The 14,415-nt window shown below is 48.4% G+C and carries 13 protein-coding genes; 2 read left to right on the forward strand and 11 right to left on the reverse strand.

The annotated features are described in order from the left end of the window. Positions 1-2: 2 nt before the first annotated feature. The 11 genes from NFR57_RS06335 to lepA all read right to left on the reverse strand — a co-directional run bounded on the left by NFR57_RS06335 (position 3) and on the right by lepA (position 12,831). Positions 3-311 carry an STAS domain-containing protein gene (locus NFR57_RS06335; protein ID WP_251182997.1) on the reverse strand — a complete coding sequence of 103 codons (309 nt, stop codon included), beginning with the start codon at positions 309-311 and terminating at the stop codon, positions 3-5. Between the two features lie 177 nt (positions 312-488). After that, on the reverse strand, positions 489-2,069 hold the full coding sequence (rny, locus tag NFR57_RS06340) for a ribonuclease Y (protein ID WP_251182998.1): 1,581 nt from the start codon (positions 2,067-2,069) through the stop codon (positions 489-491). Between the two features lie 131 nt (positions 2,070-2,200). Continuing rightward, positions 2,201-2,944 carry a ComF family protein gene (locus NFR57_RS06345; RefSeq protein WP_251182999.1) on the reverse strand — a complete coding sequence of 248 codons (744 nt, stop codon included), beginning with the start codon at positions 2,942-2,944 and terminating at the stop codon, positions 2,201-2,203. Beyond that, entirely contained in the window at positions 2,941-4,131 is a 1,191-nt protein-coding gene (locus NFR57_RS06350; RefSeq protein WP_251183000.1) for an acetate/propionate family kinase, read from the reverse strand. The genes NFR57_RS06345 and NFR57_RS06350 overlap by 4 nt, the downstream gene beginning before the upstream one ends. A gap of 260 nt (positions 4,132-4,391) precedes the next feature. Beyond that, on the reverse strand, positions 4,392-5,495 hold the full coding sequence (gene dnaJ, locus NFR57_RS06355) for a molecular chaperone DnaJ (protein WP_275557185.1): 1,104 nt from the start codon (positions 5,493-5,495) through the stop codon (positions 4,392-4,394). 64 nt (positions 5,496-5,559) lie between these two features. Next, a complete protein-coding gene (gene dnaK / locus NFR57_RS06360) occupies positions 5,560-7,362 on the reverse strand; it encodes a molecular chaperone DnaK (protein WP_251183001.1) in 1,803 nt (600 codons plus the stop codon). A gap of 44 nt (positions 7,363-7,406) precedes the next feature. After that, positions 7,407-7,967 carry a nucleotide exchange factor GrpE gene (locus NFR57_RS06365; RefSeq protein WP_251183002.1) on the reverse strand — a complete coding sequence of 187 codons (561 nt, stop codon included), beginning with the start codon at positions 7,965-7,967 and terminating at the stop codon, positions 7,407-7,409. A gap of 28 nt (positions 7,968-7,995) precedes the next feature. Beyond that, on the reverse strand, positions 7,996-9,120 hold the full coding sequence (gene hrcA, locus NFR57_RS06370) for a heat-inducible transcriptional repressor HrcA (protein WP_251183003.1): 1,125 nt from the start codon (positions 9,118-9,120) through the stop codon (positions 7,996-7,998). Between the two features lie 148 nt (positions 9,121-9,268). After that, the gene (locus NFR57_RS06375; protein ID WP_251183004.1) at positions 9,269-9,850 is read right to left on the reverse strand and encodes a metalloprotease family protein; all 582 of its coding nucleotides are present in this window, start codon (positions 9,848-9,850) and stop codon (positions 9,269-9,271) included. A 63-nt stretch (positions 9,851-9,913) separates the two neighbouring features. Further along, entirely contained in the window at positions 9,914-11,029 is a 1,116-nt protein-coding gene (gene hemW, locus NFR57_RS06380) for a radical SAM family heme chaperone HemW (RefSeq protein ID WP_251183005.1), read from the reverse strand. Then, positions 11,026-12,831 carry a translation elongation factor 4 gene (lepA, locus tag NFR57_RS06385; protein ID WP_251183006.1) on the reverse strand — a complete coding sequence of 602 codons (1,806 nt, stop codon included), beginning with the start codon at positions 12,829-12,831 and terminating at the stop codon, positions 11,026-11,028. The genes hemW and lepA overlap by 4 nt, the downstream gene beginning before the upstream one ends. Before the next feature lie 151 nt (positions 12,832-12,982). Between lepA and NFR57_RS06390 the strand changes: the two genes are divergently transcribed. Together NFR57_RS06390 and NFR57_RS06395 are read left to right on the forward strand one after the other, a co-directional pair. Next, on the forward strand, positions 12,983-13,726 hold the full coding sequence (locus tag NFR57_RS06390; protein ID WP_251183007.1) for a glycerophosphodiester phosphodiesterase family protein: 744 nt from the start codon (positions 12,983-12,985) through the stop codon (positions 13,724-13,726). A 24-nt stretch (positions 13,727-13,750) separates the two neighbouring features. Continuing rightward, positions 13,751-14,275 (forward strand): GtrA family protein, encoded by a 525-nt coding sequence (locus NFR57_RS06395; protein ID WP_251183008.1) that lies wholly within the window; start codon positions 13,751-13,753, stop codon positions 14,273-14,275. Positions 14,276-14,415 lie beyond the last annotated feature (140 nt).

Consider the following 14,415-nt stretch of genomic DNA (forward strand, 5'->3'; position numbering starts at 1 on the left):
AATTAACCTGCCTTAATCATAATGTTGTAAATACCCGACAACCCCAAAACCCTGTCTACTGCGGGTGGCGGCGACTCTATATAAATAGGAACGCCGCGCGGTTTTAACCGCTTGTATCTGCCTATCAAAACGCCGATACCGGTCGAATCCATAAACGCAAGCTCCGACATATCGATATACAGGCGTTTAACGCCGTCGCTGTCCAGAAGCGAGTCGAGCGACATGCGAACATACGCGCTATGATGCTCGTCCAGTTCGCCGCACAACTTAACGTGCAATTCGTCGGATTTTCTGTAATGCTCAATTTTCATTTCCGCAAACTCCTTTTTAAGAATAACAAAAAAAATACGAACTATTTTGTCCGTATTTGGCGATTTATAAGCAATTCCCGCGAATATCTTTATAAATGGAAACTGCAACAAATTTAATAAATTTAAAACAACAAAAAGCGAGCCGTTATCGACTCGCTTGATTACTGTTACAAAATTTTATTTAGCGTATTCAACCGCGCGCGTTTCGCGTATGACGTTTACTTTTATCTGTCCGGGATACTGCATGTCTTGTTCTATCTGCTTTGCGATTTCCTTGGACATATACATAGCCTTTACGTCGTCTATAACTTCGGGTTTGACTATAATGCGAACTTCCCGCCCGGCCTGTACGGCAAACGCTTTTTCGACGCCCTCGTAGCTGTTGGCGATTTCTTCCAATTTTTCCAAACGTTTGACGTAATTATCAAGCGATTCGCGACGGGCGCCGGGGCGAGCGCCCGATATAGCGTCGGCACACTGGACAATAACAGCTTCAATCGTTTCGGGCTCGACGTCGTTGTGATGCGCCGCAATACAGTGCACAACGTCTTTGTTCTCTTTGTACTTTTTGGCAACGTCCACGCCGATAGATACGTGCGTTCCGTCAATCTCGTGATCGAGCGCTTTGCCTATATCGTGCAAAAGTCCGGCGCGCTTGCAAAGCGGCACGTTTGCGCCGAGTTCTGCCGCCATGATGCCCGCAAGATTGGACGTTTCAATGGAATGGCGCAATACGTTTTGTCCGTAGCTCGTGCGGAAGCGAAGCCGTCCGAGAATACGCGCGAGATCGGGATTAAGCCCGAACACGCCCGTTTCGTACATAGCGTTTTCGCCTGCCTCTTTTATTTTGACGTCAACTTCTTTTTGCGCTTTTTCTACAAGATCCTCTATTCGACCGGGGTGTATACGCCCGTCGCTTATCAGTTTTTCGAGCGCAATGCGCGCAACCTCGCGACGAATAGGATCAAAACACGACAGCACAACCGCTTCGGGGGTATCGTCTATAATAAGGTCGCAACCCGTAGCCGTTTCGAGCGCGCGGATATTGCGCCCCTCTCTGCCGATTATACGACCTTTCATATCGTCGTTGGGCAACGCGACCGTCGAAACGGTAATTTCCGCGCTGTGATCTACGGCACAGCGTTGAACCGCGAGCGATACAATTTTTTTGGCGCGCTTGTCCGCCTCTTCTTTGGCTTCCGCGTCGATTTCGCGTACCATTTTTGCCGCATCGTGTTTGGCTTCGTCGCGTATCAAATCTATAAGCTGTGATTTGGCTTCCTCTTTGGACAACCCCGCAACGTGCTGGATTTCGTCTACTATCTTGTTACGCGCGTCGGTAAGCTCGACTTTCAGCTTGTCCGCCTCCGCGTGTTTTTGAGCGAGCGCATTGCGTTGCGCGTCCAAATCGTCCGACTTTTTATCGAGCAACTGCTCCTTTTTGTCCAACGTTTCTTCGCGCTGTAAAATCCGCTGTTCCGAACGGGAAATATTGGCTTGCTTTTCGCGTAGTTCCTTTTCCTGTTCGCTTCGTTCTTTTGCAAGTTCTTCTTTGGCTTCGCGCGTTGCTGTTTTGCGCATTTCTTTTACTTCGTTTACGGCGTCTTCGACCATTTTATTAGCCGCTTGTTTCGCCGCGCCGAGCTTTTTGCTCTGATATGCGCGAAATACGAAAATCCCGATTACCGCGCCGACCAAAACGCCGATTATAGGCAAAACAGTATATAAAACAGCCTCCGTACTTGAAAGTAGGGTCATGACATTCTCCTTTAAATATTTTTTTCGATTATATCCACTGCGGCTTATAATAAAGCCGCAACGTTAAATCAATTAAGGCACACACTGTACCGATATTATTTTAACACTTATTCGACAAATAGTCAAGTTTTTTATCTGCGAAAATCGGCGATATTTTGCCCGTTGTTATCGAGCAACGGACTCTCCGGCACAGATGCGAACGTCAACACGTACACCGTTGCCGCACCCGCCTTTTTAAGCGTTTTGCAACACTCGTTGACTGTCGATCCGGTCGTCATAACGTCGTCGATTAAAATCACGCTACGCGGAGGTTTAGCTGTAACGGCAAAAACTCCGTTAAGGTTTTCCATGCGCGCCGCCCTGTCGAGTTTGGCTTGGCTCACAGTTTCGCGCGTTTTTTCAAGCAAATCCAAGCACGGCAGGTTGGTCTTTTCGGATAGTTCGCGCGCCAAAAGTTCCGCTTGATTATACCCGCGTTTGCGCCGACGCTTTTTGTGCATAGGCACAAAAGTTATACAGTTTGCAGCCCAATCTTCAAGCAAAAGAACGTCGAGCATATATCTGCTCAACGTCTTTGCAAGATAACGCGCGGACCCGTATTTGAGCCTGTGTACAAGCTCCTTGGCGTGCCCTACATAATTGACAGCGGAACGCGCCTCGTCGAAGTACAACGGCATTTCCGAACACTCGTCGCAAAAATCGCCTATCCCTACTTTATGCCTGCCGCAACGCATACAAAAATTGCCGTTTATTTCGAGTTGGCAAGTATTGCACAATCCGTAACGGTTAGGACGAATTTCACGCCCGCAAACGATACACTTTACATCGTCGGGATAAAGCGTCTGGATCAGCTCGTAAGCAGTACCGCGTTTCAATCGTCTTTGTGTTTTAATGTTTCGCGCGCAATATACAGTTCTTCGTTAGTCGGGATAATAAAGACTTTTACTTTCGACTTTTTAGAACTTATCTCATACTCCGTATCGCGCGGCGCGTTTTTGTTGAGTTTGCTATCCAACTCGACGCCCAAAAACTCCATATCTTTGCAAACCGCTTCGCGCACGCACACGGTGTGCTCGCCTATTCCGCCCGTAAACACAAGGCAGTCCAGCCCGCCCATAGCGGCGGCGTAAGACCCGACGTATTTTTTTACGCGGTAACTGAACATATCGATTGCGAGTTTTGCACGCTCGTTCCCGTTTTCCATTGCCGCTTCGAGATCGCGGAAATCCGAACTGACTCCGCTTATTCCCTTAACGCCGCATTCCTTATTAAGATATTCGGTCATACGGTGAACATCGTAACCTTTTTTTCCCATAAGATATTCGAGCACCGCAGGATCCAAATCGCCGCTACGCGTGCCCATTACCAAGCCTTCGAGCGGAGTAAGCCCCATGGACGTATCCACGCACTTGCCGTTTTTGACCGCGCTTATACTCGCGCCGTTGCCCAAATGGCACACGACCGTTTTAATCTTATCCGTGCCCATGAGCGCCGAGGCTCTACCCGACACGTAAGCGTGGCTTGTTCCGTGAAAGCCGTATTTGCGAACTTTGTATTTTTTATAATCGTTGTAATCGATACCGTACATATACGCGTAATCGGGCATTGTCGAGTGGAACGTCGTATCGAATACGGCAACCATAGGCGCATCGGGCATAACTTCGCGGCACGCCTTAATTCCCATGATATTGGGCGGCATGTGCAAAGGTCCGAGGTCTATGTTGGTTTCTATTATTTTAAGCGTTTCGGGCGTTATAATAGTGCTGTCGTTAAAGTCCTCTGCGGAGTGCAAAACGCGGTGTCCTACCGCCGCAATTTCCGACATAGACGAAATAACGCCATGCTCTGCGTTTACAAGCGCGTCGAGAACGAGCTTGATAGCTTCCTTATGCGTGGGCATGGGAGCCTGAATTTTAACGGACGTTTTGCCGCTGTGATTGAGCAACGCCCCGTCCGTGCCTATGCGTTCGCAAACGCCTTTCGCCAACACCGCTTCTGTGTCCGTTTCTATCAACTGATATTTAAGCGAGGAACTTCCCGCATTTATAACCAAAACCTTCATATTTTCTCCGAAAAATATAGCTTGTTAATGTTTGACGGCAATATAGCGCGCCGTCGTCGCTTTTATTAACCGAATTTATACAATGCTTGTCCGCACTGCGCGTCAAATCTAAAATCGCGACAACGCAATAAAACACTGCGTTGTATTCAAGACATGTCGCTTAACTTATCACGCGATAAACGCAAACAACCGCCGAGGTACGATCTTGCGCAAAAGTTGCGCACAATACCGTAGGCTATCGGCGGTTAGTTTACCGTATTTTATTTTTTAATGAACTCGCGCGCTTTATCGTACTGCTCGGGCTTTAAACTGTCGTGCAGTTCTTTAATTTTTTGACGCTGTTCTTTGGACAGATTGCGCGGCAATTCTATATCGATTGTAACCAGCAAATCGCCTTTCATCTGCTTTTTTGGGTTTTCCAAGCCCTGTTCTTTGAGCTTGAACGTCATGCCGCTCTGCGCGCCCTCCGGCAGAGAAAACGCTATCTTGTTTCCTTTAAGCGCAGGCACAAACACCTTGTCGCCCAACAACGCTTGCGTAAACGATACGGGAATATCGACAAGCAGATCCAGTCCTTTGCGACGGAACAGCTTGTGCGGCTGAACCGTGATTGTAAGGATAAGATTGCCCGCTTTCGCGCCCGACCGCGTGCGCTCGCCCTCGCCGGGGATAGTCATTATTTGGTTGGGCTCGACTCCCGGGGGGAACGTTATGCGCAAATTGGAATTTTTGCGAACCGAACCGCGACCGCCGCACGACGTGCAAGGTTCTTTGACAATTCGTCCCGTACCCGCGCAAACGTTACAAGGCTTCATGCTGACAACCCTGCCGAACGGCGTTTCCTGCGCATAGCGCACTTTACCCGTTCCGCCGCAGTTGGTACACTTGACAAACTGCGTGCCGTTTTTTGCGCCCGTTCCGCGGCATGCCGCGCAAGGCTCGAACCTGTTTACCGTAATTTCTTTTTGCGTGCCGTAAGCGGCTTCCTCGAACGTGAGCGTTACGTTAAGGCTTATGTCGCCGCCGTTTCCGCCATGTCCGCCCCCGCCGTGATGGTCGCCGCTGAACATGTTTACAAATTCGTCGAAGAAACTGTTGCCCTGCGAGCTACCCGGTCCGTGCGAACCTCCGCCGAACGAGCCGCTGCCGCCGCCCGCTTGAACTGCGTCGTATTCGGCGCGTTTTTGCGGGTCGGACAGCGTTTCGTATGCTTCGTTTACTTCTTTGAATTTGTTGGCGGCGGCTTCGTCGCCGGGGTGTAAGTCGGGGTGATACTGTCGCGCAAGTTTACGAAAAGCCGATTTCAGCTCGTCGTCGGATGCGGTCTTTGACACGCCCAACATTTCATAATAATTCTTTGCCATACTTTACTCCGAAATCGGAAAACGACGTATATTGTTCGTCCGTGTTCACACGGAAACGTCGTGATTAGTTGTTATCGTCCACCACTTCTTCGGCGTTTTCGATTACAACGTCCTCTTCGGGTTGAACGGTGCCGTTTTCGTAAAGTTTGGAGAATATGCCGTTGGACAATTTTTGGAGCGTTTCCACCGCGTCGCGGATAGCTTCCAAGTCCTCGGTCTTAATGACCTCGCGCACGTTAGCCATTTCTTTATTAAGCTCGGTCTTGTCGTCCGCGGAAATGGTGTCGCCGTTTTCGCGCAAGAATTTCTCGATAGAGAACACAAGCATATCCGCTTGGTTTTTGGCGTCAACGACTTCTTTGCGTTGCGCGTCCTCGTCCGCAAACTTCTCCGCATCCTTGATGGCCTGCTGAATTTGCGCTTCGGTGAGGTTGGTGGAAGCGGTAACGGTAACGCGTTGTTCCTTGCCCGTTCCCTTATCCTTTGCCGATACGTGAACTATACCGTTGGCGTCGATGTCGAACGTAACCTCGATTTGAGGAACGCCGCGCGGTGCGGGCGGAATTCCGCCGAGCTCGAAGCGCGCGAGAGTTTTGTTGTGCGCCGCTATTTCGCGCTCGCCCTGCAAAACGTGAATATCGACGGACGGCTGATTGTCTGTCGCCGTAGAAAACACCTGCGATTTTTTGGTCGGGATGGTGGTGTTTCTCGGAATAAGTTTGGTGAATATTCCGCCGACGGTTTCGATACCGAGCGACAACGGCGTAACGTCGAGGAGCAATACGTCCTTGACTTCGCCTGCCAAAACGCCGCCTTGGATAGCCGCGCCGACCGCGACGCATTCGTCGGGGTTGATGCCCTTAAACGGTTCTTTGCCGGAAAGTTTGCGCACTGCTTCGACAACCGCGGGAATACGGGTCGAACCGCCGACCATGATAACTTTATCTATGTCGTTGTTGGTGTAGCCCGCGTCCGCCATGGCTTTTTTGGTAAGCTCGATGGAGCGTTCGACGAGTTTTTGCGACAACGCTTCAAACTTCGCGCGGGTTATTTCGTATTCGAGATGCTTGGGACCGGTTGCGTCCGCCGTGATAAACGGCAAGCTGACCGTGGTCTTTTGCGTGCCCGAAAGGTCGATCTTGGCTTTTTCCGCCGCTTCTTTAAGGCGTTGCATAGCCATGCGGTCTTTGCTCAAATCAATGCCTTGATCGTTCTTGAACTGCTGAACAAGGTAATCGATTATAACTTGGTCAAAGTCGTCGCCGCCCAAGCGCGTGTCGCCTGCGGTTGCGATAACTTCAAAAACGCCGTCGCCTATTTCCAGTATGGAAATATCGAACGTACCGCCGCCCAAGTCGTAAATAAATACTTTTTGACTGGCGTTTTGACCTTTGTCAAGACCGTAAGCGAGCGCCGCCGCGGTCGGCTCGTTGATAATACGAAGAACGTCCAAGCCCGCAATTCTGCCCGCGTCCTTTGTTGCCTGACGTTGCGAGTCATTGAAGTATGCGGGAACGGTAATAACCGCTTGCGAAACGGTTTCGCCGAGGTATGCTTCCGCGTCCTTTTTAAGTTTCGTCAAAATCATAGACGAAATTTCTTGCGGGGAGTAATCCTTTTTGTCGATATTGACCTTTTTGGATGTGCCCATATCGCGTTTGATGGAAATGATTGTTCTGTCGGGATTCGCGACAGCCTGACGCTTTGCGACCTGACCGACAAGCCGTTCGCCGTCTTTTGCAAAACCTACGACGGACGGAGTCGTGCGACCGCCTTCCGCGTTGGGTATAACAACAGGCTCGCCGCCTTCGAGAACAGCCACACAGGAATTGGTAGTACCCAAGTCGATACCAATGATTTTGCCCATAAAATTTAATCCTCCAAAATAGTTATTTTATAAGTAATATGCGTTTAATTGGCAACTCTTACGACGCTGTGCCGCAATATTCTGTCGCCCAATTTGTAGCCTTTGTTGTAGACTTCGACAATCATGTTGATTTTGGTCGGGTCGGTCGTCTTGGTCTGCATAACCGCGTTGTGCAAGTTCGGATCGAACTGCATGCCGAGCGCGGGTATTTCCTCTACGCCGAACGCCGTCAATATTTCGACGACCTGACGGTAAATCATTTTAACGCCCTCGGCGACTTTTTCGTCGGGTATGGTCTGGATTGCCTGTTTGAGAACGTCTAACTCCGGTATCAGCTTTTCGAGCACGGCGCAAATGCCGTCTTCTTTGAGCTTTTTGTTGTTCTCGTTCATACGCTTGCGGTAATTATCGAAGTCCGCCTGCATACGGTTGACCAAATTGGAAAGTTCCTCGGAGCGCGACTTTTCTTTAAGGGCGACAGCTTGAGCTACGCTCAACTGTTGCGAAACCGCTACCATTTGATTTTGCATGGCTTTGTATTCTTCCTGTTGCATTTCGACAACGGGAAGTTCGCGCGTCCGTTCTCTGGTCTTTTCGTCGTTCATTATATCCTCCGTCCGAAAATTTTTTTATTTATTGATCCGCTTCCGCGTCGGGCACAACCGTACCCGAGCTTTGCCCGTCGCCCTGCGTACTCTCGCCCGCGGGCAACATTTGCACTGTTTTGGACAGATAATCGAGCACCGACACAACTTTGGAATAGTCCATGCGTATCGGACCGATTACGCCCGCGTTGCCTACCGTAACGCCGCCTATATTGTAACTCGTGGTGACAATGGCGCACTCCGGCATGCCGTCGCGTATTTCGTTGTCCTTGCCTATTTTAATGGAAATGTTCATGTCGTCCGAATTTTGGAGCGCGGGAACAAGTTCTTCCTTTGCGTCCAAAAATTCGAGCATTGCTTTGGCTTTTTTAAGGTTGGAATATTCGGGCTGTTCGAGAATTTTTGCGCTACCTTCGAGCACAATATCCGAAAACATTTCGTCGTGCGTGTAGTTTTTCAGTATGCGTAGCACTGTGTCGAAAACTCGTTCGTATTCCTTTTTGACCTGCTTGACAATAGCTTTGGGCTTATTGATTTCGCTAATCTTGTGCCCGCTGAAAACTTCCGAAACGAACCGCGACGCCTGATCGCAATATTCGTCCGTAACGCCCTGCCCTATATGCACCGTAGCATCTTTTAATACGCCGAGGTTGGTTACGATTATGATAAGCGCGGTAGAATCGGTTATTCGCACTATACGGATATTAAGGACGGTTGCGTCTTCCGCATTTTGTACGTAAGCGACCGAAGTAAGGTTTGTTATTTCCGATATAACCTTTGCCGTGCTTTTAAGTACGTCGTCTAACTCCGTGACTTTTTTGTTAAAGTACCGCTTGACTATTTTCAATTCGGAACGGGTAAGTTTGCGCCGCGGCATAAGTTTTTCGACGTACAGTCTGTACGCTTCCGCCGTAGGCACGCGCCCCGACGAAGTGTGCAGCTGCGTCAAATACCCCATTTCTTCGAGCGCCGCCATTTCGTTGCGTATCGTGGCGGACGACAGCGCGGGCAAATGTTTTTCGCGTATTTCGGAACTGGAAACGGGCTGACAGTTTTCGATATAGCCGTCAACCACCGCTTGCAGTATTTTCTCTTTTCTACCCGTAAGTCCCATATACGCCGAGCTTTCCGAATTTTTTAATTGAATTAGCAATCTATACCGCCGACTGCTAAAACAAGTTTATCATATAGATATGCCTTTGTCAAATGTTTTACACATAATTTTAACCACCTTTTTCCAAAAACGGTATATAAAAATTCACCGTCATACTACATATAGGCATAGTTACTTTTACATATACTTATCGCTTGTCGGAATATATCGGCGCATAAGCGACCGTTTCCGTACCGCAATCGACGATTATGCTTTTACGCGGCGCGCGCAACGCTGTATTTATCATGAAAAAGTCAGCAAGCGAACCGAATACGTTATACGTAAGCGGCATAAACGAAATAGGAAAAAACACTGGCGGAATAAATACGCATAGCGGAATAAAAATTGCGCAATACAGCATAAATGGAAACGACGCCGCAAAAGCATATTGCGCTTTACCGAAAAATATATCGGGCGATCCGCAGCTTGCGACGAGCTTGCCGAATTTAACGGAGGGAACCTGTCGTTTAATTGCAATAATAGCAATGGCGTGCGCAAATTCGTGAACATACGGATAGATTAAGCAAACTATAAATCCGCAGACGATATATACAAAATACATACCGCCCGCAGTACCGGGCATGCGCAAAAAGTAATTAAGGAACAGTCCGGCGACGCAACTCACTACTATGCCGATAAAAGCTATCGCGGTAAGTTTATTTAGCAGTTTCAACCGCGGATTTTTCACGTCGAGCCGTGAAACGGCTTTATAATTGTATGTTTTTGCCATCAGTCACGTATTTCCCCGCCGAAGCGTCCGAGTTTTGCCCGCATTATATCAAATTGCGAACAATCAGTCAAGCATAAGTTTTTCTATAATTCCGTTCATTACGAACATATATCGGGGCGCAATGCGCACGCGCCCGTTTTCGTCCAATACATATCCGTCCGCAATCAACTTCGACAAGTCCTCGCCCCGCATGTCTTTAAAAGAATAACCGAAACGCGCCGCAAATTCGTCAAGCGACAAGCCATTTTCGGTGCGCAATCTCAACATGACATATTCGTTGAAACGGTCTTTATCCGTCAATTCGTAATATTCGGCGTGCGGCGAAGCTATATAACGCCTAACGTCGTCGCTATGCTTATAGCGCAAATATTCGCCGTCGTAACCGTGCGCGGCTACGCCGAACCCGATATACGGCTGACAATTCCAATATTTATTGTTGTGCCGACTTTGCTTGCCGTTGCGCGCAAAGTTACTTACTTCGTACCGCTCGAAACCGTTTACGCGTAAACGCGCGCAGGCATAATCGTATAAATCCGCAACTCGGTCGTCGTCGGGCAAATATCCGCTATTGCATAGCGGCGTGCCTTGTTCCACGCTCAACGCGTACACAGAAATATGATCGCAGTATTCGGAAATTACGTCAACCGAACGCGATACGTCGTCAGACGTTTGGCGCGGCAACCCCAATATTATATCCGATGAAACATTGTCGAAATAACGTTTCAACAGTTTAACCGCAAAAACATATTCGTCAAAGCTGTGAATACGCCCGACCGCGCGCAAAACGTCGTCGCACGACGATTGCAAGCCCATACTAATTCGGTTTACGCCGCACTCGCGGCACTCCTGCGCAAAAGCCTCCGTCGCGCTTTCGGGGTTACACTCGACAGTGATTTCGGCGTTGCCGTTTATATCAAAGCAATCGCGCAACGCCGTAAAAATTTCTTTTAGCGCGCCGCCGTAAAGACAGGACGGAGTGCCGCCGCCGATATAAACGCTATCCGCCGATGCGCCGCGTTCCGCGCTGTTATATATTTCGTCTACCAATGCGGCAACGTAAGGCTTTTGCAAAGAAAAATCAGTCACGGAAATAAACGCGCAATATCCGCATTTCGATTTGCAGAACGGGATATGCACGTAAATTCCGCGCTCATTTTGCAAAGTTTTTGCCGCGCTCATTTCTTTTCGTTGTCGAGTTTAAGCACCGACATAAACGCCTCGGACGGTATTTCCACCGTGCCGAACTGTCGCATACGCTTTTTGCCCTCTTTTTGTTTTTCCAACAATTTCTTTTTGCGCGTAACGTCGCCGCCGTAACACTTTGCAAGGACGTCTTTGCGCATTGCTTTAATCGTTTCGCGAGCTATGACCTTTCCGCCGATAGCCGCCTGAATGGGTATTTCAAACAACTTGCGCGGAATAACCTCTTTCAACTTTTCAGCCATAGCGCGACCGCGCGAGTACGCTTTTTCGCGGTGCACGATTATGCTTAAAGCGTCGCAAATATCGCCGTTGAGCATAATATCGAGCTTGACAAGATCGCTGGCGCGATAGCCCGCCTGCTCGTAATCGAAACTCGCATAACCTCGCGACCGACTTTTAAGTCCGTCGAAAAAGTCGTACACTATTTCGTTAAGCGGCATTGTGTAAGTGAGCAACACGCGCGTTTTTTCTATATATGTCATGTTGATATACTCGCCGCGCTTGTCTTGACACAACTCCATAATCGGTCCGATATATTCGGGCGGAGTGTAAATAGACGCAGTCACGACAGGCTCTTCCATGCGCTCTATTTCGCCCGTCGGCGGAAGGTTGGACGGGTTGGTGACTTCGACCATGTTGTTAGCTGTATAAACTTTGTAAACAACCCCGGGCGAAGTTGTAATTATATCGAGATCGAACTCGCGCTCCAACCGCTCCTCTATTATTTCCATGTGCAACAAGCCCAAAAAACCGCAACGGAAACCAAAGCCGAGCGCGGTGGAAGTTTCGGGTTCGTAAAACAGCGACGCGTCGTTCAGTTTCAAGCGTTCCAATGCGTCTTTCAAATCGCCGTAACGCGACCCGTCCGCAGGATAAATTCCGCAATAAACGACGGGTTTGACCTTTTTATACCCCGGGCAAGGTTCGGGCGTGGGGTTTTCGGCAAAAGTGATTGTGTCGCCGGGAGCGGTGTCCGCTATCGACTTAATGGATGCGCACAAATAGCCGACGTCGCCAGCGATAAGATCGCCGACGGCGACGGGCTTGGGCTGAAAAACGCCCACTTCCGTCACGTCGTAAGTCTTACCGTTTGCCATCATCATAATTTTATCGCCAGCCTTAACCGCGCCGTCCACAACGCGAATAAGACACACCGCGCCTTTATAATTGTCGTAATAAGAATCGAATATAAGCGCTTTGAGCGGTTTGGAAACGTCGCCCGACGGCGGCGGGACTTTTTCGGCGATAGCGCGCAAAACGTCGTCGATGTTTATGCCTTCCTTTGCGGAAATACACGGCGCGTCGTCTGCGGGCAGACCGATAATATCCTCAATTTCCTTTTTAACTTCGTCGGGTCGCGCCGCGGGTAAATCTATTTTATTGATTACAGGCACGATTTCCAAATTGTTATCGAGCGCAAGATAGACATTGGCAAGCGTTTGCGCCTCCACGCCCTGCGCGGAATCCACCACAAGAACAGCCCCCTCGCACGCGGCAAGCGAGCGCGACACCTCGTAAGTAAAGTCAACGTGCCCCGGCGTATCGATAAGATTAAACGTGTATCTATCGCCGTTGTATTCGTAAAACATGCGTACAGGCGTGAGCTTTATGGTTATACCGCGCTCGCGCTCTATGTCCATACTATCCAGCATTTGCGCGGAAAGCTCGCGCTTTGTGAGAGTCGCGGTAGACTCCATAAGCCTGTCCGCAAGCGTCGATTTGCCGTGATCTATATGCGCGATTATGCAAAAATTACGAATAAACTTCTGTCTGTCCATAACTGAATTATAGCATAATCGAACAAAAACAGCAATAAAATTCGGTATATACCCCGAAAATTTAACTAAAATCGTTAAATCTATCTAAAAACTATTGTAAAATCGTTTCAAAGATGATATAATTATTTAGATTAAACTTAAAGGTAAGTTAATGGAAACTAAAACCTCGTGGGTGCTTAATCGCCCAATCGCGCACCGCGGCTTGCATAATTTCGATTTCCCGGAAAATTCGTTACCCGCGTTTGAAAATTCCGTCAAGCACGGCTTTGCCATAGAACTTGACGTGCGCCTAACAGACGATCAAAATATTATTGTTTTTCACGACGATAAATTAAGCCGTATGACGGATTGCGACGGCTATGTTTCTAACCTTAAAACGTCCGACCTCGATCAAATTCGTCTGCTTAAAACGGAATACAGTATCCCCACGTTTGAACGCGTGCTCGAAACTGTAAACGGACAAGTTCCGCTGTTGATAGAAATAAAAAAAGCCGAACACTCTTTTGTGCTCGAAGAAAAACTTACGGACATGCTCAAATCGTACAACGGCGAATTTGCCGTCGAGTCGTTCGATCCGTTTTCTATACAGTTTTTCTATAAAAACGCGCCGCAGATTTTGCGCGGTCAACTCGCCTCTTATTTTCACCATGTGGATGACATTTCGCGCCGCGAGAAAAAACGCCTGAAAAAACTTAAATACAACGACGTTTCCCATCCGGACTTTATCGCTTACAAGATAAGCAATCTTCCCAACAAGTACGTAACAAACACCGGATTGCCCGTTATCGCATGGACGATTAAAAGCGAAATCGCAGCGCAGAAAGCGCGTGAAGTTTGCGATAACTATATCTTCGAGGGATTTATTCCCAAACTCGACGACGGGACGGAAGCGTAAGCGTTTCGGCGCCGTGTATTACGTATGAAAAATTTTTTTGCAGCGTTTAAGAATAAGCAAACCACCGTGGAAATTCTTAAATCCGTTGCGGTAGGTCTTATTTCCAATGCGGTTGATTTTTTATTAACCGCGATTTTTTTATATGCTTACGGCAATAAATATTACGACGGGTTCTGGGGCGTGTTTACGGGCGCGACGACAAGCGGCACGCCGTATTCCCCGCAAGTATCGGTGTACATCACGGCGACGGTAATAGGCTTTGTGTTCGCCATACTCGTAAACTATATACTGTCGTCCATTTTCGTATTTAAGTACGGCAACGTCGGCAAGAACAAGCGCGGGTTTATTAAATTTTTGATATTTTCCGCTATCGGACTTGGCATAACGTCGCTCGGCAGTTGGCTCGGCTACGATGTGATCGGCGGAAACATGTGGATAGTAAAACTTATAGTGCAGTTTATAGTATTTATTTACAACTTTGTCACTCGCAGACTGTTCATTTTTAACGTCAATCTCATACGCGACGACGAAAACACTATCAATCTGTAATTTGTACATTAACTAAATAACAACATAAAAAATCCTCGCAATCGATTACGCGAGGATTTTGTTTTAGTGAATTTAACCACTGGCTATGCCAGTGGGCATCATAGAGCTTTAGCTATGGGGATAGACAAAAAAAGTCCTCC

This window comes from Anaerocaecibacter muris (assembly GCF_943192945.1).
Classification (GTDB): Bacteria; Bacillota; Clostridia; order Christensenellales; family Pumilibacteraceae; genus Anaerocaecibacter; species Anaerocaecibacter muris.

What these genes read in the sequence shown, in the direction of transcription:
- NFR57_RS06365 (WP_251183002.1), bottom strand. Translation starts at nt 7,967, where the DNA reads ATGAACGACGAAAAGACCAGAGAACGGACGCGCGAACTTCCCGTTGTC.
- lepA (WP_251183006.1), bottom strand. Translation starts at nt 12,831, where the DNA reads ATGGACAGACAGAAGTTTATTCGTAATTTTTGCATAATCGCGCATATA.
- dnaJ (WP_275557185.1), bottom strand. Translation starts at nt 5,495, where the DNA reads ATGGCAAAGAATTATTATGAAATGTTGGGCGTGTCAAAGACCGCATCC.
- NFR57_RS06335 (WP_251182997.1), bottom strand. Translation starts at nt 311, where the DNA reads ATGAAAATTGAGCATTACAGAAAATCCGACGAATTGCACGTTAAGTTG.
- NFR57_RS06390 (WP_251183007.1), top strand. Translation starts at nt 12,983, where the DNA reads ATGGAAACTAAAACCTCGTGGGTGCTTAATCGCCCAATCGCGCACCGC.
- NFR57_RS06395 (WP_251183008.1), top strand. Translation starts at nt 13,751, where the DNA reads ATGAAAAATTTTTTTGCAGCGTTTAAGAATAAGCAAACCACCGTGGAA.
- dnaK (WP_251183001.1), bottom strand. Translation starts at nt 7,362, where the DNA reads ATGGGCAAAATCATTGGTATCGACTTGGGTACTACCAATTCCTGTGTG.
- hemW (WP_251183005.1), bottom strand. Translation starts at nt 11,029, where the DNA reads ATGAGCGCGGCAAAAACTTTGCAAAATGAGCGCGGAATTTACGTGCAT.
- NFR57_RS06375 (WP_251183004.1), bottom strand. Translation starts at nt 9,850, where the DNA reads ATGGCAAAAACATACAATTATAAAGCCGTTTCACGGCTCGACGTGAAA.
- NFR57_RS06350 (WP_251183000.1), bottom strand. Translation starts at nt 4,131, where the DNA reads ATGAAGGTTTTGGTTATAAATGCGGGAAGTTCCTCGCTTAAATATCAG.
- rny (WP_251182998.1), bottom strand. Translation starts at nt 2,069, where the DNA reads ATGACCCTACTTTCAAGTACGGAGGCTGTTTTATATACTGTTTTGCCT.